The 17,913-nt window shown below is 64.5% G+C and carries 14 protein-coding genes and 1 tRNA gene; 4 read left to right on the top strand and 11 right to left on the bottom strand.

Going from position 1 to position 17,913, the window contains the following annotated elements; translation table 11 throughout:
* Positions 1 to 403: 403 nt before the first annotated feature.
* From PMES_RS04990 to pdxH, 5 genes are all read right to left on the bottom strand, one after another.
* Positions 404 to 4,018, bottom strand: coding sequence for a vitamin B12-dependent ribonucleotide reductase (locus tag PMES_RS04990; RefSeq protein ID WP_159964420.1), 3,615 nt, complete (start codon positions 4,016 to 4,018; stop codon positions 404 to 406).
* A 591-nt stretch (positions 4,019 to 4,609) separates the two neighbouring features.
* A tRNA-Pro gene (locus tag PMES_RS04985) sits at positions 4,610 to 4,686 on the bottom strand.
* 40 nt (positions 4,687 to 4,726) lie between these two features.
* Positions 4,727 to 5,287 carry a DUF192 domain-containing protein gene (locus PMES_RS04980; RefSeq protein ID WP_159964419.1) on the bottom strand — a complete coding sequence of 187 codons (561 nt, stop codon included), beginning with the start codon at positions 5,285 to 5,287 and terminating at the stop codon, positions 4,727 to 4,729.
* Positions 5,284 to 5,835 carry a cold-shock protein gene (locus tag PMES_RS04975; RefSeq protein WP_159964418.1) on the bottom strand — a complete coding sequence of 184 codons (552 nt, stop codon included), beginning with the start codon at positions 5,833 to 5,835 and terminating at the stop codon, positions 5,284 to 5,286. The genes PMES_RS04980 and PMES_RS04975 overlap by 4 nt, the downstream gene beginning before the upstream one ends.
* Positions 5,836 to 5,959: 124 nt before the next feature.
* On the bottom strand, positions 5,960 to 6,565 hold the full coding sequence (pdxH, locus tag PMES_RS04970; protein ID WP_159964417.1) for a pyridoxamine 5'-phosphate oxidase: 606 nt from the start codon (positions 6,563 to 6,565) through the stop codon (positions 5,960 to 5,962).
* A gap of 97 nt (positions 6,566 to 6,662) precedes the next feature.
* On the opposite strand from pdxH, the gene fabI reads away from it, so the two are divergent.
* The 3 genes from fabI to gpt are packed head-to-tail and all read left to right on the top strand — an operon-like array spanning position 6,663 to position 8,622.
* Positions 6,663 to 7,469, top strand: a complete 807-nt coding sequence (gene fabI, locus PMES_RS04965) for an enoyl-ACP reductase FabI (protein WP_159964416.1) — start codon at positions 6,663 to 6,665, stop codon at positions 7,467 to 7,469.
* A 4-nt stretch (positions 7,470 to 7,473) separates the two neighbouring features.
* Entirely contained in the window at positions 7,474 to 8,088 is a 615-nt protein-coding gene (locus tag PMES_RS04960; RefSeq protein WP_159964415.1) for a LysE family translocator, read from the top strand.
* 12 nt (positions 8,089 to 8,100) lie between these two features.
* Entirely contained in the window at positions 8,101 to 8,622 is a 522-nt protein-coding gene (gpt, locus tag PMES_RS04955; RefSeq protein WP_159964414.1) for a xanthine phosphoribosyltransferase, read from the top strand.
* 75 nt (positions 8,623 to 8,697) lie between these two features.
* Here gpt and PMES_RS04950 read toward each other — a convergent pair whose 3' ends face one another.
* The 6 genes from PMES_RS04950 to PMES_RS04925 form a co-directional block, all read right to left on the bottom strand.
* Positions 8,698 to 9,165 (bottom strand): host attachment family protein, encoded by a 468-nt coding sequence (locus tag PMES_RS04950; protein WP_159964413.1) that lies wholly within the window; start codon positions 9,163 to 9,165, stop codon positions 8,698 to 8,700.
* The gene (locus tag PMES_RS04945) at positions 9,165 to 9,398 is read right to left on the bottom strand and encodes a hypothetical protein (protein ID WP_159964412.1); all 234 of its coding nucleotides are present in this window, start codon (positions 9,396 to 9,398) and stop codon (positions 9,165 to 9,167) included. Before PMES_RS04945 ends, PMES_RS04950 begins: the two co-directional genes overlap by 1 nt.
* Positions 9,399 to 9,547: 149 nt before the next feature.
* On the bottom strand, positions 9,548 to 10,147 hold the full coding sequence (locus tag PMES_RS04940; RefSeq protein WP_159964411.1) for a superoxide dismutase: 600 nt from the start codon (positions 10,145 to 10,147) through the stop codon (positions 9,548 to 9,550).
* 630 nt (positions 10,148 to 10,777) lie between these two features.
* Positions 10,778 to 12,424: a BCCT family transporter gene (locus PMES_RS04935; RefSeq protein ID WP_159964410.1), complete on the bottom strand. Its 1,647-nt coding sequence runs from the start codon at positions 12,422 to 12,424 to the stop codon at positions 10,778 to 10,780.
* Between the two features lie 136 nt (positions 12,425 to 12,560).
* Positions 12,561 to 15,071, bottom strand: coding sequence for a CoA transferase (locus PMES_RS04930; RefSeq protein WP_159964409.1), 2,511 nt, complete (start codon positions 15,069 to 15,071; stop codon positions 12,561 to 12,563).
* Between the two features lie 26 nt (positions 15,072 to 15,097).
* A complete protein-coding gene (locus PMES_RS04925) occupies positions 15,098 to 16,762 on the bottom strand; it encodes a GMC family oxidoreductase (RefSeq protein WP_159964408.1) in 1,665 nt (554 codons plus the stop codon).
* 168 nt (positions 16,763 to 16,930) lie between these two features.
* On the opposite strand from PMES_RS04925, the gene PMES_RS04920 reads away from it, so the two are divergent.
* Positions 16,931 to 17,839: a LysR family transcriptional regulator gene (locus PMES_RS04920; protein WP_159964407.1), complete on the top strand. Its 909-nt coding sequence runs from the start codon at positions 16,931 to 16,933 to the stop codon at positions 17,837 to 17,839.
* The last annotated feature ends 74 nt before the right edge of the window (positions 17,840 to 17,913 follow it).

Below are 17,913 nucleotides of genomic sequence, written 5' to 3'. Positions count from 1 at the left end.
CTCTAAAATCAAACAAACGGCTCAATCCAAACTGGCCTACTTTTACGCCGCCCTAATGGACCAATTTTGCACCGCCCTTGACAGTTCGTACCCAGCGCGCTTGCGATCCTCGAGTATTTCGCGCCCTGAAGCCGCATCAAGCAGACCGTCACGGCCTCGGCTTCCCTGAGCGTGGTATGCTCGACTTCTATCGAGTTCATGGCCACACCGGTCAGGGGATGTTGAATAGTCATTCTGATCTATCCTCGTATAGGCGAAATAGATTGCGATATTCGCCGGAAATCGGCGCTTTGGACCTGATTATCGGACCTGCCTCCCCCTTCGTGGAGGACAGAACTTTCCGCGCGGTCCCGCCCGCGGAAACGCGAAGGGCCGGGCATTCGATGCCCGGCCCCTTGCCTGGTCAGCTACAGCCTGAGGTTCCGCCGCAGGTGTTGCACTTCATGCAGGTGCCGTTGCGCACCAGCGTGTAGTTGCCGCACTCGCCGCAGGGATCGCCCTCGTATCCCTGCATCCGCGCCTTGGCCCGCGGATCGATGGCGGCGGTGGCCATCACCGCGGTTTCCCCCTGCTCCATGCGGGAGGTCTGGACCGTGCCGGACACTGCTGCCGTCCCCTGCAGGCGGGTCAGCTCAAGCGGCACGCGGTTGCGCAGGAACCCGCTGGAGGCAACCTGGCGCAGGACGTCGAGCGGCGAGGATGCGGCCGTCTCGGGCCGGTTCGCCGGATCGCGCTTGCCCTCGTCCTCGCCGCGGCCCAGCTCGTCGAAGCTCTGGCCGTCGGGCTTCACATGGGCCAGGTCGGTGCGGTCGAGATAGCTGACCGCCAGTTCGCGGAAGATGTAGTCGAGGATCGATGTCGCGTTCTTGATCGTCTCGTTGCCCTGCACCATGCCGGCCGGCTCGAACCGGGTGAAGGTGAAGGCGTCGACGAATTCCTCGAGCGGCACGCCATATTGCAGGCCCACCGACACGGCGATGGCGAAGTTGTTCATCATCGCCCGGAAGCCCGCGCCTTCCTTGTGCATGTCGATGAAGATCTCGCCGAGCTTGCCGTCACGGTATTCGCCCGTGCGCAGATAGACCTTGTGCCCGCCGACGATCGCCTTTTGCGTGTAGCCGCGGCGCCGTTCGGGCATCTTGGCCCGTTCGGTGCGCAGCACTTCGCGGATGACGACCTTCTCGACGATCTTCTCGGCCAGCACGCGCGCCTTCTCGTGCTGCGAGCCAGTAGCGAGGGTCTCCTCTGCCTCCTGGTCATCCTCGACGAGGGCGGCCGCGAGCGGCTGGCTGAGCTTCGAGCCGTCACGGTAGAGGGCATTCGCCTTGACCCCGAGGCTCCAGCTGAGCTCATAGGCCTTCTGGCAATCCTCGATGGTCGCGTCGTTGGGCATGTTGATCGTCTTGGAGATCGCGCCCGAGATGAAGCTCTGCGCCGCTGCCATCATGTGGATGTGGCTGTCCACCGAGAGGTAACGCTTGCCGGTCTTGCCGCAGGCATTGGCGCAATCGAAGATGTGGTAATGCTCGGCCTTCAGATGCGGCGCGTTCTCGAGGGTCATGGTGCCGCAGACATGGTCGTTCGCCGCGTCGATCTCGGCCCTGCCAAAGCCCAGGTGGCGCAGCAGGTCGAAGGTCGGATCGACCAGCTTCCCTGCCGGGATGCCCAGCGTATCGCGGCAGAACTGCTCGCCCAGCGTCCACTGGTTGAAGACGAAGCGGATATCGAAGGCCGATGGCAGGGCGGCCTCGATCTTCTCTATCTCCGCGGTGCCGAAGCCGTGGCCGACAAGCGCGGTGTGGTTGATGCCGGGCGCATTGCCGAGGGTGCCGTGACCGACCGCGTGGCCCACGATCTCCTCGATCTGCGACGGGGTGTAGCCCAGATTGGCGAGGGCCGCGGGGACCGAACGGTTGATGATCTTGAAATACCCGCCGCCTGCGAGCTTCTTGAATTTCACCAGGGCGAAATCGGGTTCGATCCCCGTGGTGTCGCAATCCATGACGAGGCCGATCGTGCCGGTGGGCGCGATGACGCTGACCTGCGCGTTGCGAAAGCCATGCGCCTCTCCCAGCTCGAGCGCCCGGTCCCAGGCCCGCATCGCGCGCTGCGCGAGGTCGGCATCGGGGCAATTGGCATGATCGAGGGGCACGGGCTTGACGGCGAGGCGGTCATAGCCGGAGGTCTTGCCCTGCGCCGCCTTGCGGTGATTGCGGATCACGCGGAGCATGTGCTGCGCGTTGCGCTCGTAGCCAGAGAACGCCCCCAGCTCGCCGGCGATCTCGGCGGAGGTCGCGTAGGAGACGCCGGTCATCAACGCCGTCAGCGCCGCGCAGAGCGCCCGCCCCTCTTCGCTGTCATAGCCATGACCCATGGTCATCAGAAGCCCGCCGATATTGGCGTAGCCGAGGCCGAGCGTGCGGAAGTCGTAGCTGAGCTGCGCGATCTCCTTCGAGGGAAACTGCGCCATCATCACCGAGATCTCGAGCGTCAGCGTCCAGAGCCGCGTGGCATGCATGTAGTCATCGGCCTGGAACGCCCCGTCCTTGAGGAAGGTCAGCAGGTTCATCGAGGCGAGATTGCAGGCGGTGTCATCGAGGAACATGTATTCCGAGCACGGGTTCGAGCCGCGGATCGCCCCGTCCTCGGGGCAGGTATGCCACGCGTTGACCGTGTCGTGATACTGGATGCCCGGATCGGCGCAGGCCCAGGCCGCGTGCCCGACCTGCTCCCACAGGGCGCGCGCCTTGATGGTCTTGGCCACCGAGCCGTCGGTGCGGCGGATCAGCTCCCAATCGGCATCGTCGCGCACCGCCTGCAGGAAGGCGTCGGTGACGCGGATCGAGTTGTTCGAGTTCTGGCCCGATACCGAGTTGTAGGCCTCGCTGTCCCAATCGGTGTCGTAGGTCGGGAACTCGATGCTGCCATAGCCCTGACGGGCGTAGTCGAGAACACGCTTGATATAGGTCTCGGGGATCGCGACCTTCTTGGCGTCCTTGACGGCCGCCGTCAGCGCATCGTTGACCTTCGGGTCATAGGCATCCTCCGCCCGTCCGTCCCAGGCCTTGATCGCGGCGAAAAGGGCGTTGAGCTTCTGTTCGTGCATCTTGGAGCCGGCCACCACGGAGGCGACCTTCTGCTCCTCGATCACCTTCCAGTTCACGAACTCCTCGATATCGGGGTGATCGGCGTCGCAGATGACCATCTTGGCCGCGCGGCGGGTGGTGCCGCCGGACTTGATCGCCCCGGCCGCCCGGTCGCCGATCTTCAGAAAGCCCATCAAGCCCGATGAGCGCCCGCCGCCCGAAAGCGTCTCCCCTTCCGCGCGCAGCGACGAGAAGTTTGTGCCGGTGCCGGAGCCGTATTTGAAGAGGCGCGCCTCGCGGACCCACAGATCCATGATCCCGCCCTCGTTCACCAGGTCGTCGGAGACGGACTGGATGAAGCAGGCATGGGGCTGCGGATGCTCGTAGGAGGATTTCGAGGCGGTCAGCTTGCCGGTCCTGTGATCGACATAGTGATGGCCCTGCGCCGGACCGTCGATGCCGTAGGCCCAGTGCAGGCCGGTATTGAACCATTGCGGGCTGTTGGGCGCCGCGCGCTGCGTGGCGAGCATGTAGCGCATCTCGTCGAAATAGGCGCGCGCGTCCTCCTCGGTCGTGAAGTAGCCGCCCTTCCAGCCCCAGTAGGCCCAGGCACCTGCGAGACGATCAAAGACCTGCTTGGAGGAGGTCTCCCCGCCCATCTCGCTGCCCTCCTCGGGCACCGAGCGCCACAGGAATTCGGGCACGTCCTTCTCGCGGACCTTCCTGGAGCGAGCGGGCACCCCGGCCTTGCGGAAATACTTCTGGGCGATGACATCGGAGGCCACCTGGCTCCAGCTCGCGGGCACTTCGACCGATTCGTTGCGGAATACGATGGTGCCGTCGGGATTGCGGATCTCGGATACCGTGGTGGTAAAATCGAGATCGGCATACGCGTCGGCGCCGGCCCTGGTGAAGTTACGTTCGATCTTCATGTCTCGCCCCATAATCAATCCGGACCGCACGACATCGCCCCCATGGCAAGACGCAGGCCGGCGGCAGATCATCACCCCGCCGGCAGGCCGCCGCGCCACAGCGTTGCCCCCGCGCGGCCTTCGCAGACCCCGGCATTGCATCGCAGCTCACATGACCTGCCGGCAGATCTCACCACATCTGGTGTGAAGCTCTGCCAACATCCACAATGTGAGGTAACTGCGCGCAACCGGTCAACGCCATTTTCCGGGCCCCGCAGCGCCCCTCCCCCTTGACCGGCAGTTGCCCCGAACCGTTCGCGATTCCCGAACAGGAAGCGGCCGGGAATTGCGACGTGAAAACAGAGCGGTCGCAACCTTTATGCACAGCTGTGGATAACTCTGGGGATGACGGGCATGTATAAAAAAAGCTGTGGAGCGTTTTTCACTGGTGTATAAAATACCACAAATACGCGAACAGAGCGGCAACACGCGACCCTGAGCACAAGATATAGATAGGGGGGAACCGAATCTCGCCCGGTTGCAAGGAGCCGGTCTGCGCATGCCATGGCCGAACCCGGCCCCGGGGACAAAGCGCATCCGGTTCGTGAGAGATGGTCGGGGCGATAGGATTCGAACCTACGACCTACGGTACCCAAAACCGCCGCGCTACCAGGCTGCGCCACGCCCCGACGCGGCCCTCATAACCGCCCGATCACGGCTTGGGAAGGCCTAACGGTCCGCGCAGGGCCAAACCGCCTGTTCCTGCGGCAGGCCGGGATGGCGCAGCTGGGTCCCGGACACGATGCCGAACTCCCGCGCGAGGCCGCCATTGATCTCCAGAACGGCCAGGACCCCCTCGCCGCCATCGATGACGGTCTCGTCGAGCGGGACCGCGTTCTCATGAATGGATGCAACGACGCCATCGGAGCCGAGGAAGATCATGTCGAGCGGTATCAACGTGTTGCGCATCCAGAAGGTCGCGCGCACCGGCTCTTCGTAGATGAAGAGCATGCCGTCGCCGCGCGCCATCTCCGGGCGGTTCATCAGGCCCTGGTTGCGCTCATCGGGCTCATCGGCGATCTCGACGTGGAACCGCGCCTGCCCCCAAGCACCGCGCAGATCGACACGGTCCCGGTCGCAGGACGACGCTTCTTCGCCTGTGGCAGCCTGCCGGGATGCCTGCGACCCACTCTGCGCGGCATCCTTGAGCGCGGTGGCCCCCGGGGTCTCGGCCCAGAGCGGACCCGCCAGACAAAGGCCTGCCGCGATAGCCCCGCGGATGTGGCTCATTCGGCCCATGCGCGATCCGCTGTTTCCGCTACCGCGCCGCATTCCCATGTCGCCACCTCCGTCGCCAGCCTGCCCCTGTCGCCGTCGCTCACCCGCATCGCGACCGCTTCGCCGGCCTGCAGCTCGGCGAGCCCCGAGCGGCGCAGGACCTCGACATGGACGAAGACATCCTCGCTCCGGCCGAAGACATTGGCAAACCCGAATCCCTTCACCTTGTCGAACCACTTCACCCGGGCGGGGTGGAACGGCCCCTCGGCGCGCATGGGAACCTGCGGCGCGTCCGGCTCTGCGCCGGCGGGGGGCGGTCCGGCGGGCGGGACGATCTCGAGCACTTCGAAGGCCTGTATGCCGCGCGGCGTGGTCTGGGTCCGCACCCGGAGCCGCGCGCCTTCGGCGATCGAGCTCTGACCGAAATTGCGCAGCACATTCGCATGCAGCAGGATGTCCGGCCCGCCGGTCTCCGATACTATGAAGCCGAATCCCTTGGACGGATCGAACCATTTGAGATGGCCCTCCACGGCGATCCGCTCGTCCCTCGTATCATCCATACTGGTGTACCGGCCCGATGCGGACCGGCCCTTTCCTTTGGGCGCCCCATCCCCGAACAGGTCCGGCGAGGCTTCGTGTCAAAAGTCTAAACGTGCGAGACGTCTTAAGACATACTCTTTGCCGTCAGGGATATAATCTTTCTTTTTCCCACACGTTAAAAGTGAATCCCTGCGTCCAACGTTCCCGATCATGCAACCTGAAGGCGCCATCGGCCCAGAATTCAAATTCCGTAGGGCGGATCCGGAAGCCGCCCCAAAAGGGCGGACGTGAGGGATTCGCACCGTGCTCGGCCCGCGCGGCTTCGACATCCGCCATCAATTCCTCGCGGCTGCCGAGGGGCCGGGACTGCCTGGACGCCCATGCGCCCAGGCGGCTGTCGAGCGCGCGGGAGGCGTAGTAGGCGTCGGCTGGCGCACCATCTTCGCGCTCGGCGGTGCCGCGCACCCTGACCTGCCGGCGCAGGCTTTTCCAATGCAGCACGAAGGCGATCTTGCCCGACAGGCCGATCTCGCGTGCCTTACGGCTTTCATAATTGGTGTAGAAAACGAAGGCATCGTCCTCGATGCTCTTGAGAAGGACGATCCGGACATTCGGCATCCCGGTCTCGTCGACGGTCGCGACCGCCATCGCGTTGGGGTCATTGAGTTCGCTCTTTTCCGCCTCGGCCATCCAGGCGCGGGTCAAGGCAAAGGGGTCCTTTGCACCGAAGATGCTCTGTCGTGCCGTCATGCCAGTCCCTTTCCGCGCGCCGCAGCAGCCTTGATGCCCGATGGACAATCTCGTAAAGCCTCAGTGATCTACGATAAACAGGGTGCGAGGCGGGCGAATGTCAACGAATCTCATGCACGGAAAGCGCGGGCTCATCATGGGGCTTGCCAATGACAAGTCCATCGCCTGGGGCATTGCAAAGGCCTGCGCCGATGCGGGTGCCGAGCTTGCCTTCTCCTACCAGGGCGACGCGCTGCTCAAGCGGGTCAAGCCCCTCGCCGAGAGCCTCGGCTCCGATTTCGTGCATCCTTGCGATGTGGGCGACGAGGCCTCCTTGGACGCGCTCTTCGCCGAGATCGAGGCGCGCTGGGGCAAGCTCGATTTCGTCGTTCATGCCATCGGCTTTTCGGACAAGAGCGAACTGCGGGGGCGTTACGTCGATACCAGCCCCGCCAATTTCCGCATGAGCATGGACATCTCGGTCTACAGCTTCACGGCCGTGATGCAGCGCGCCGAGAAGCTGATGAGCGATGGCGGCTCGGCCGTGACGCTGACCTATTACGGCGCCGAGAAGGTCATGCCGCATTACAACGTGATGGGCGTGGCCAAGGCCGCCCTCGAGGCCTCCGTTCGGTATCTGGCCGAGGATCTGGGCAAGGATGGCATCCGCGTGAACGCGATCAGTGCCGGCACCATCAAGACGCTGGCAGCTTCAGGCATCGGCGATTTCCGCTACATCATGAAATGGAACGAGTACAACTCCCCCCTGCGCCGCACCGTGACCCAGGAAGAGGTCGGCAAGTCCGCGCTCTATCTGCTGTCCGATCTGGGCAGCGCGGTCACCGGCGAGGTGCTGCATGTCGATGCCGGCTATCACGTCGTCGGGATGAAGGCGCCCGATGCGCCGGACATCACCAAGGGGTGAGAGGGTGAGCCTCGCCGCCTTCTTGTCGATCCTGGCGATCCATTTTCTCGCCGCGATGAGCCCCGGCCCCTCCTTCGTCGTCTCGGTGCGCACCGCGGTGGCCGAAGGGTTCGGGCCGGCCGCCGCTATGGCGATCGGCCTCGGGCTTGGCGCGATGATCTGGGCGGGGGCCGCGATCCTGGGGCTCGCCGTTCTCTTCCAGATCGCGCCCGCCTTGCTCACGGTGATGAAGATCGCCGGTGGGGCATTCCTGATCTGGATCGCCTGGAAGACCTGGCGTCACGCCGCCGATCCCCTGCCGCAGGAGGGCAACGGCGTCCTGCCCCGCTCCATTCCCGCCGGCATCTGGCTGGGACTGAGCACGCAGCTGGCCAATCCCAAGCCCGCGATCTTCTTCGGCGCGGTCTTCATCGGGCTGGTTCCGGCGGATACGCCGCCGTTCGTCATGCTTGCCCTGCTTGCGCTTGTCGGGCTCAACGAAACCTTGTGGTATGTCGGCGTTGCGCGGGTCTTCTCGCTCGGAACGAGCCGCCGCGCCTATGCCACCGTCAAACCCTGGATCGACCGGGCATTCGGAGGGCTGATCGCGGCGCTCGGGCTCAAGATCGCCATCACCTGAGGACACCATGCCATGACCGACCGTCTCCCCCATGAAAAAGGCTTCCATGTCAGCTGGGACCAGATCCACCGGGACAGCCGGGCCCTTGCCTGGCGTCTCGACGGGCTTGGCCCCGAGGGCGAGGCCGGAGAGAAGGGCGGCGGCTGGCGCGCGGTCGTCGCGATCACACGCGGCGGAATGGCACCCGCGATGATCGTCGCGCGCGAGCTCGACATCCGCGCCGTCGACACGATCTCGGTGAAATCCTACGATCATCAGGACCGCTCGGAGGCACGTGTCATCAAGGCGCCGGACAATGACCTGATGGGCGATGGCACCGGCATCCTGGTGATCGACGATCTCGTCGATAGCGGCAAGACGCTGGAGTTGGTGCGGACCCTGTTCCCCAAGGCACATTTCGCCACCGTTTATGCCAAGCCGCAAGGGCGCCCGATGGTCGATACCTATGTCACCGAGGTCAGCCAGGACACCTGGATTTTCTTTCCCTGGGACATGGCGCTGCAATACGCGCCGCCCTATCGCGGAAGAGACTGACCCGGCACGGGCGCGGTCACCGGCCGTGGCATGCATGCGGAAAGGCGCCCGACCTGCTCGCCGGGCGCCAAGGGGTCAGGCAAGCTCGGATACGAGGATCTTCTCGATATCGCCAATGGTGTGATTGGTCAGGGTCTTGGGCACTTCCGCCACGACCTTGTTGCTGACTTCCTTGTGCATCTTTTCGCGGATCTCGCCAAGAACCCCCGGCGCGGCCACGAGGATGATCCGTTCGAACGCACCCTTATGCGCCTGCTTGTAAAGCAGCTCCGCGATGTCATCGGCGAAGCGGTCCTTGGCCAGCTGGTGCCAGTCGGTATCATCGAAGGACGATCGCGGGCCCGATGCCGAGTTGCCCGGACGACCCTCCTGCATCCTGCCGGGACGGTTGGCCGATTGCTCGCCATCGCTGGGATTGTCCTGCTCGTCCTTGCGGCGCACCACGAGGTTCGGATCGTTCGCGTCGGTGGTGTTTTCGAGGATGAGGGCCTTCTCGCCATCGGCGATCAGGACCCAGGTTCCCTTGGTGATCTTCGTACTCATCATGAATCCTCGCCGGTGCCGTGATGCCCGCCCAGATTGCCGGCTCCCTTTTCGTCCGACTTGGTGACCCGGGTGGTGCTTTCGCCCTGCTTTGCGCGGTTTTCCTCGTCTCGCGTGCCGACCTGACGCTCCAGGTTGCCCTGCGCGCGGCCCTGCTGGCCCGGCGTGGCGTCATCGGGGAGGAACTCATCCGTCTCGCGCGTGCCGTCTTTCGACCTTTGGCGTTCTGCCATCTTTCCGCCTCCTGATACGTAGTTTCAATGGAATAACGGATGGCCGCGACAGCGGGTTCCGCATGCGCGAAGGGCCCGTCCATGTCCGGACGGGCCCCATTTTCGCCGAGTGGCAGCGCCGGGCTCGCCCGGCCGGTGCCGCGCATGGATCACATGCGGCTTGCGACGTTTTCCCAGTTCACCAGCTTGTCGAGGAAGTTCGACAGGTAGGCGGGACGCTTGTTGCGAAAATCGATGTAGTAGCTGTGCTCCCACACGTCGCAGCCCAGAAGCGCGGTCTGGCCAAAGCAGAGCGGGTTCACGCCGTTCTCGGTCTTGGTGACCTTCAGGCTGCCATCGCTATCCTTGACGAGCCACGCCCAGCCGGAGCCGAACTGGCCGCCGCCGGCGGCAGAGAATTTCTCCTTGAAATCGTCGACCGATCCGAAGGCTTCCTTCAGCGCGGATTCAAGCTCGGAAGGCATCGCGCCTTGATCGGGGCTCATCATCTCCCAGAACTGGCAGTGGTTCCAGTATTGCGAGACGTTGTTGAAGATGCCGGACTGGGCGACCGCATTCGGATCATAGGTGCCCTTGATGATTTCCTCGGCGCTCTTGCCCGCCCATTCGGTGCCTTCAATGGCCTTGTTGCCATTGTCGACATAAGCCTTGTGGTGAATGTCGTGGTGATATTCCAGCGTCTCGCGGCTCATGCCGAGATCGGCCAGAGCGTCGTGAGAATACGGAAGATCAGGAAGTTCCAATGCCATGTCGTGTCCCTTCGGTTGCATGTCTTATGACGTGAACCTGCGGAATTATCGCGCAGCGTCAACCCGGCAACGGATGGGCGGCGGCGATTGTTCCGGACTGCCGCCGGCGCCCCGGCATTCGCGCCCCGCGCCGTGATCCGGAATGCGCCGTCCACGGCGATGCGACGGAGCGCGGCACCCCAAGGGACACGGCATCGCGGGAAATGAGGCATCCCCGGGCGCGGCCGGCGTCGCCCTCAGCGCGCCTCTGACGCTCTATGCGAGAGATTGCGACCCATGGCGAAAACTTCCCGGACGGGTCTCTTCGATCCACTTCGGGGCGGCTGAAACCCGGGTCCGAGGACGTGGGATCTTGCGAGGATTCCGAAAGCCCCCGCGCCTGGACACCGCCTCGCTCGGAGCACCCTGGCACCCGCAAGGCCACCGATCCGCGGTATTTCTTGGGTCAAAAGAAGGACATGGGTGCCGGAAGCTCGCGTCGACGTTTCTCAAGCGAGCCGGCCCATGCCGGAAGCGGCCGGTCGCTCGTCTGCCGAAGAAGCCGGTGCAGTCATGCGGTGTTGTCCTGCGAAAACATCGCATGACTGAGCTGCCCAAGGCGCGTGGTCTGCGCCTCGGGCGACCTATACGTCAGCTTTCCACGTGAAGGCTTTGCACCCCCCTGCGCTCGCGGATCGCGTCGTTGATGATCGCCTTGACCAGCGCCACGCACATCAGGAACATGACGAGGCTGAACGGGAGCGCACCGATCACCATGGCCGTCTTGATCGCGCCCAATCCGCCGACCAGCAGCAATCCACCGACCACGAGGCTGAGCGCCACGCCCCAGAAGACGATATGGGCCCGGCCCTTCGGGCTCTCCTCACCGGCGGCGTTGATCGTGTTGACGATCAGGATCGCGGAATCGGCCGTGGTCACGAGGTAGGTCAACAGCAGCACGACGACGATGGCCGCCATCACCCAGGCCAACCCGCTGCTCAGCATCAGGTCCAGCATGACGAAAAGCTGGCTTTCCTGTCCCGCGCCCGAGATCGCGTCGCCAGCCTCGCCGTTGAGGGTCATGTCGATGGCGGTGCCGCCGACCAGGGTGAACCAGACAAAGCACATCAGCGACGGCACGATGATCGCGCCGAGAACGTATTCGCGGATGCTGCGCCCGCGCGAAATGCGGGCCAGGAACACACCCACGAAGGGGGCGAAGGCGATCCACCAGGCCCAGTAGAACACCGACCATCCGCCTTGCCACCCGGCCAGCGCGTCGCCCGTCTCGGTTCCGTCCGCTTGCCAGACGGTGAACAGCATCGCGGGCAGGTCCAGCACATAGGCCACCAGCCCCGTGCCCAGCGCATTCAGCCCGAAGAAGGTGGAGCCGAAGATGACGAAGAAGGCCAGCAGGAAGAAGCTGAGCACCATGTTGAGGTTCGACAGCCACTTGATCCCCCTGCCCACGCCCGAGAGCGCCGAGAGGGTGGACGCGCCGAGGATCACCACCAGCGCCAGCACGATGCCCGCAGAACTGGGCTTGCCGTTGTCGAGGATGATCCAGTCGCCGAAGCCCACGCGGTTGAGACCGGCGACGAATTGTTCGACCCCGAAGCCCAGCGTCTGCGCCACGCCGAGGATGGTGGCGACGACGGCCACGACGTCGACCACGTGCCCCACCGGCCCGGAAAGCCGCGCGCCGAACAGCGGCGTGAGCGCCGAGCGCACCGTCAGCGGCAGGTTCCGCCGATAGGAGAAATAGGCGAGCGACAGCCCGACCAGCGCATAACAGGCCCAGGCTGAAAAGCCCCAGTGCAGGAAGGACCAGACATAGGCGGAGGTCACGTTGTCGGCGCCCGATCCGGTTGTCTCGCCCCGGATGACATCGGGGTTGGTGGCGAAGTGATACATTGGCTCGGCCGTGGCGAAGGTCAGCATGCCGATGCCGATGCCCGCGCCGAACATCATGGAAAACCACGAGAACCGTGTAAACTCGGGGCGATCATCCGGCAGGCCCAGTTTCATCCGCCCCGTGGCAGGCACCAGTGCCAGGGTGATGCAAAGGATCAAGAACAGCGCGACGACCCAGACGTACCAGCTGGCAAAGCTGCTGAGCAGCGCGCCGTTCAGCGCGTTCAGTACGGCGGCGGCGTTGTCGGGCACGGTGATGGCCCAAACGATCAGCGCGCTGACGAGTATCTTGGATGGAATGGCGACGCTTTTCGCGAAGCCGGAATAGAAACCGCGATCCGCGGTCTCGATATCCAGTTCCATCAGTGGGGGTTTATTGGCCATGTATCCTCCGTTCTGGCACAGGATGTTCGGGCATCCGCCGCGCATCGCTGCAGGGCGGTGCTTATCCGCACCCTTCGGAAATAGCGATATACCTTAAAGAGGAGGGGCGCTTCGGCGAGCCCCCCGGCAAATACCCCTAGCTGGGCAGGTATTCGACGCTCCAGCTCTCGCTGAGCTGGCCGGATTTCAGCATCCTGTCGATGGCCGCGTCGGAGTAGCCGAGATCGATCAGGATCGCCCGCGTGGAGGTGCCGAACTTCTCGGTGGGCGACAGGGCGTAGACCTTCGCGCGGGCCGGGCGCACGGCATAGGGATCGAGCTGGATGACCTCATGGCCGCTGGGATGGTCGCTGTATTGCGAGAAGGAATAGCTTCCCCGCCCGGTCCCGGGCGTCCCGTCCGGCTCGCGCAGGTTTTCGGACCGCAGCGCGTCAATGTTGTTGCAGATCGCGCAGCCAATATCCGCCGCGCGCAGGCGGGCGATCCATTCCGTTGCCGGGTGCCTCTGGAACGCGCCGGCGAGATAAGCCGCGCGCTCCTCATCGGGCAGATCGGGCAGAACCGACAAATCCTCGACCTCGCGGAACCGTGGCAGGTCCGTCTCATAGGCGCTCAGCAGGATATAGACACCCGATGCGGTGCTGTAGAACCGGCTGAGCGCGTCGTAGCCGTTGACCTCCGGCCCCGACGGCTCGTCGAAAAGCCCGCGCCCCTGGAAATCATAGGCAAAAGGCACCTGCAGCAGGCCGCTATTGGCGCTGAGCGAGGTGCGCCCGCGCCCGATCCGGCCGAAGCGGTATTTCTGGTAGAGCGCCGCCGCCACGGCAAGCGCGCCGCCAAAGCCGCACATGACGTCGATGGTGCCCACATGGGCATGCTCCTCGGGGCTGTCCATCGCCCCGCCGAACCGCAGCATGATGCCGGTGGTCGCCTGCACGAGGTCATCATACCCGATGTAATCGGTCCGGGTGCCGCGCCGCACCCCGCTGAAACAGTCCAGCTTGCAGAAGATCGCTTCGGGGTTCAGCTTGCGCAGGCTCTCGGCATCCAGCCCCATGCGCTTGATCTGGCTGTCCGGCGCGTTCCAGAAGATCACGTCGACGGATTTCACCAGGTCCTCGAAGACCTTGCGCCCATGTTCGGATTTCACATCCGCCAGGATCGACCGTTTGCCCCGCCCCTGGCTCAGACCGTAGATCACGGTGTTCCAGCTGTCGTAGAGTGGCTGGGCCGGATCGATCTTGATCACCTCGGCGCCGAAACGCGCAAGGTAGCTGGCCGAATGGGGGCCGGCGATGACGTTGCACATGTCCAGCACGCGCAAGCCGGACAGCCAGCCCTCCTGTTCTACCCCCTCCCCGGGGTCGGGAATGTCCGTGCGGTGCTTGCGCAAGGCTTTCAGCGCCTCGTCGAACGCCACCCAGCGGCGGGGTTCCGGGGCAAGGGCCTCCTCGCCGCTTTCCTCCATCCAGACGACCGGACCGGGCTGGGTCATCTCGCCATATTCGGGATCCCTGACATCGATCATCAGGCCGGAGGTTTCCGCGTATTCGTCGTTGATCCACTCCTGCAGCCAACGCTGCGGCGCGCCCGGAATGCCCGCGCGGCCGAACATGCGCTTCCATTCATGGGAGGTGCGGGTCATGAAGACCTCCTTCATGCGCGCCGCGATCTTGTCGGCCCAGAATTTCGGCATCGGATAGACACCGAGCGAGGTATCGGAGACCCATTCCGATTGCGGCCTGTAGGTGTCGTCCTCTTCTCGCAGGCCCTCCGCGATCATCTCCTCGTAGAGGCCCAGCACTTGAAGGCAGCGGCGCGCATGGTTCTTGTGGCTTGGGCAGACGACGTAGAACATCCGCCCGTCCTTGCACATGTAGCTGCGGAAGAACGGGTCGAGCAGCTCCTGCAGATCCTCGTAGGGCAGGTTCATCGGCAGGCCCTCGATCCGGCGCCGCTCGATCTCCTGCTCGCGCTGCGTCAGGTAGCGTTCGGGCATGTCCGACACCTTGATGGAGTTGTAGCACAGCCCCTCCATCACCGCGGCTGCCAAAGGCACCTCGATCTGGTCGCCAAGCCCCGTCACCTGCCGCGATTGCAGCGCCAGCACCGTGGCCGAGGCCGCGATCTGCGAGGCATAGGCCGACGAGAGCGGCAGGGGCGAGAATGACGGGTTCAATCCCATCAGCACCCGGTTCAGCCCCATGTCGGTGAAGACGCCCGAACTCGCCGCGACCACGCTTTCGAAGGCGCGCTGCTCGCGGCGCTCCATGTCGTTGGAAGCGAAACCGGGGATCGAGATGGTGATCAGCTCGGGCCGCTCCTCGCGCATGGCGGCAAAGTCGATCCCCAGCGCGGCCAGTTTGCCGGGGCGGAAATTCTCGACGATGATGTCCGCCTCGGCACAAAGGGCGCGGGCCTTTGCAAGCCCGTCCCCGGATTTTAGATCGAGGGTCACGATCGACTTGTTGCGCATGAGCGTCGCATTGGCCGGACTGTCCCACATCGGACCGCCGGGCGGGTCGATATGGATCACCGTGGCGCCAAGATCACCCAGCAGCATCGCAACCGCGGGCCCGGCGATATACTGCCCGAAATCGACCACCTTGACCCCGGTCAAAGGCAGGTTCGAGAACGAATTGCGCATGGTCCCTCCCAAATCGAGCGTTCGTGTCATTGGCCTGCCAGGATCCAGCGTGCCGCTTTCTCCGCGATCATGACCGTCGGGGAATTGGTGTTGCCGCTGGTGATCTCGGGCATGATGCTGGCATCGACGACCCGCAGCCCCTTCACCCCCTTGAGCCGCAGGTGGGGATCAAGAACGGCGCTGTCATCGTCCGCGTGGCCCATCTTCACGGTGCCCACGGGGTGAAAGATCGTGTTGGCGATGTCCCCGGCCAGCTTGGCGAGGTCCTCGTCGCTCTGATATTGGATGCCGGGCTTGTATTCCTCCGGCCGGTAGCCTTCCATCGCTGGCTGCGACATGATCCGGCGGACCTGCCGCAGGCTGTCGGCGGCGACCTTCCTGTCGTCTTCGGTGTCGAGGTAATTGGGCGAGATCATCGGCGCATCGCGGAAATCGGCCGAGCGCAGGCGCACATGGCCCCGGCTGCTGGGGTTCAGGTTGCACACGCTGACCGTCATCGCCGGGAAGGCATGAAGCGGCTCGCCGAACGCGTCGAGGCTGAGCGGCTGGACGTGATATTCGAGATTGGCATGGGGCCGGTCCGGATCGGAGCGCGTGAAGGCGCCGAGCTGGCTGGGCGCCATGCTCATCGGGCCGGACCTCTTGATCGCATATTCCGCGCCGATCATCGCCTTCCCGAAGAGGGTCCCGGCCAGCGCGTTGAGCGTGCGGGTTCCGTTCACCTTGTAGACCGCGCGGATCTGCAAATGGTCCTGCAGGTTCTCGCCAACCGGCGCGTCCTGCAGAACCTCGATGCCATGCGCGCGCAACAACGCCGCCGGCCCGATCCCCGAAAGTTGCAGGATCTGCGGCGAGTTGACCGCACCGGCCGACAGAACCGTCTCGCGCCGGGCGGTCACCATGACGGTCCTGCCCTTGCGGTTGACCTGCGCGCCCGAGCAGCGCCGCGTGCCGTTCGCATCCCGCTCGAATGTCAGCCTCTCGACCTGCGCCTCGGTCCAGATCGTCAGGTTGCGCCGCGCCTTCGCCGGTTTCAGGAAGGCCTTCGACGTGTTCCAGCGCCAACCCGATCGCTGGTTCACGTCGAAATACCCGACGCCCGCATTGTCGCCGGTGTTGAAATCGTCGGTCTTCTCGAAGCCGGCCTCGACGGCGGCGTTGGCGAAACTGTCCAGCACGTCCCAGCGCAGGCGCTGTTTTTCCACGCGCCATTCTCCGGCATGGCCGTGCATGTCCGAGAAACGCTCGTTGTCACCCGTCTTCGGATCGGCCCCGCCATCGAGCTTGTAATGGCTCTCATGCGCCTTGAAATCCTTCAGCGCGCCGTCCCATGACCAGTCCTCCTCCCCGGTGAGCCTGGCCCAGTTGTCGTAATCGCGGGCCTGGCCGCGCATGTAGATCATGCCGTTGATCGACGAGCAGCCGCCCAGCGTCTTGCCCCGTGGATAGCGCAGCATGCGCCCGTTCAGGCCCTTGTCGGCCTCGGTGTTGTACATCCAGTCCGTGCGCGGGTTGCCTATACAGTAGAGGTATCCCACCGGCACGTGGATCCAGGGATAGTTATCCGCCTTTCCCGCCTCCAGCAGCAGGACCCGGTTGGCGGGATCGGCGCTGAGCCTGTTGGCCAGAACGCAGCCGGCGGACCCGCCGCCAATGACGATGAAATCGAACTCTGTCGCGGCGTCGGCCATCTCTCTACTCCGAACTGTCGGACGACGGAGGTGTCACCACGCGGCCCGGATCGTGCCCCGGGTCTTCGGGTCGACGGTCCCTCCCAGCCCATCAACAGCTCCTCGTTAGAGCGGCGCGCGGAACAATCCCAATGACATATATCTCTGAGTGATATTACAATCCGTAATATGCAGAGATTCCCCAGCTTCAGCGGCCTCCTCGCCCTTGTCACCGTCGCGCGGGAGGGCAGCGTCTCACGTGCGGCCGAGGTGCTGAACCTCACGCAACCGGCGATCAGCCACCAGATCCGGCGGCTGAGCGAGGAAACCGATGTAACCTTCTTCAAACGTACGCCGCACGGGCTCGACCTGACGCCGGACGGCAAGGCGCTGTTGCCCAAGGCCGAGGCCGTCCTGGGCGCCATGGTCGAGTTCCGCCAGAGCGCCAGCAGCCGTGTCGGACAGGTTTCCGGCACTCTGCGGATCGGCACGATCGTCGATCCTGAGTTCATCCGCCTCGGCCGCCTGCTGGGCCATCTGGGCGAGGCCCACCCGGGTATCACCACCGAACTGGTTCATGGGGTCAGCGGAGAAATTTTCGAAAAACTGCGCCGCCGTCAGATCGACGCCGGTTTCTACCTGGCGGACCCCTTGGCAGTGGACGGTATCGGCACGGACGACGCCATGCAGGTGCGCGAGCTTGCGACGTTCAACTATCGCATCATCGCGCCCGTCGGCTGGGAGGACCGTGTCGCCCGAGCGGATTGGCAGGATCTGGCATCGCTGCCATGGATCGGTACGACAGCCGCCTCCGTCCATAACCGGCTGCTGCGCCGTATCTTCGCGGAACATGGGTGCACTCAGAACGTCGTCGCCTTGGTGGATCACGAGGCATCGATGCTGGAGATGGTCCGCGCCGGGGTCGGCCTGAGCCTGTGCCGCGAGGCCATCGCCTTGTATCAGCGCCATTCCTTCGGCCTCAGCCTGTGCGAGACCCAGCGGGTGGCGGCCTGCCTCGTGATGCTCTCGTCGGAGGAGCGCAAGTCGGAGCCGACCGTCGCGGCCCTCTTCGAGCAGCTCGCCGTCGTCTGGGGGTAAGGGATCGTGCGGTTCCCGGCGGTTGGGGGCGCGGATCCCCCCCTCTCGCCTCCGCCCGGCCGGGCGCTGCCTCC

Origin of the sequence: Profundibacterium mesophilum KAUST100406-0324, assembly GCF_009835145.1 — a bacterium.
Classification (GTDB): domain Bacteria; phylum Pseudomonadota; class Alphaproteobacteria; order Rhodobacterales; family Rhodobacteraceae; genus Profundibacterium; species Profundibacterium mesophilum.
Note: the sequence above shows the minus strand (reverse complement) of the source record. Positions and strands in the feature narration are given on the sequence as shown.

Coding starts and splice junctions, on each gene's coding strand:
- PMES_RS04990 (WP_159964420.1), bottom strand. CDS start 4,018: ATGAAGATCGAACGTAACTTCACCAGGGCCGGCGCCGACGCGTATGCC.
- PMES_RS04980 (WP_159964419.1), bottom strand. CDS start 5,287: ATGAGCCACATCCGCGGGGCTATCGCGGCAGGCCTTTGTCTGGCGGGT.
- PMES_RS04975 (WP_159964418.1), bottom strand. CDS start 5,835: ATGGATGATACGAGGGACGAGCGGATCGCCGTGGAGGGCCATCTCAAA.
- pdxH (WP_159964417.1), bottom strand. CDS start 6,565: ATGACGGCACGACAGAGCATCTTCGGTGCAAAGGACCCCTTTGCCTTG.
- fabI (WP_159964416.1), top strand. CDS start 6,663: ATGTCAACGAATCTCATGCACGGAAAGCGCGGGCTCATCATGGGGCTT.
- gpt (WP_159964414.1), top strand. CDS start 8,101: ATGACCGACCGTCTCCCCCATGAAAAAGGCTTCCATGTCAGCTGGGAC.
- PMES_RS04950 (WP_159964413.1), bottom strand. CDS start 9,165: ATGAGTACGAAGATCACCAAGGGAACCTGGGTCCTGATCGCCGATGGC.
- PMES_RS04945 (WP_159964412.1), bottom strand. CDS start 9,398: ATGGCAGAACGCCAAAGGTCGAAAGACGGCACGCGCGAGACGGATGAG.
- PMES_RS04940 (WP_159964411.1), bottom strand. CDS start 10,147: ATGGCATTGGAACTTCCTGATCTTCCGTATTCTCACGACGCTCTGGCC.
- PMES_RS04935 (WP_159964410.1), bottom strand. CDS start 12,424: ATGGCCAATAAACCCCCACTGATGGAACTGGATATCGAGACCGCGGAT.
- PMES_RS04930 (WP_159964409.1), bottom strand. CDS start 15,071: ATGCGCAATTCGTTCTCGAACCTGCCTTTGACCGGGGTCAAGGTGGTC.
- PMES_RS04925 (WP_159964408.1), bottom strand. CDS start 16,762: ATGGCCGACGCCGCGACAGAGTTCGATTTCATCGTCATTGGCGGCGGG.
- PMES_RS04920 (WP_159964407.1), top strand. CDS start 16,931: ATGCAGAGATTCCCCAGCTTCAGCGGCCTCCTCGCCCTTGTCACCGTC.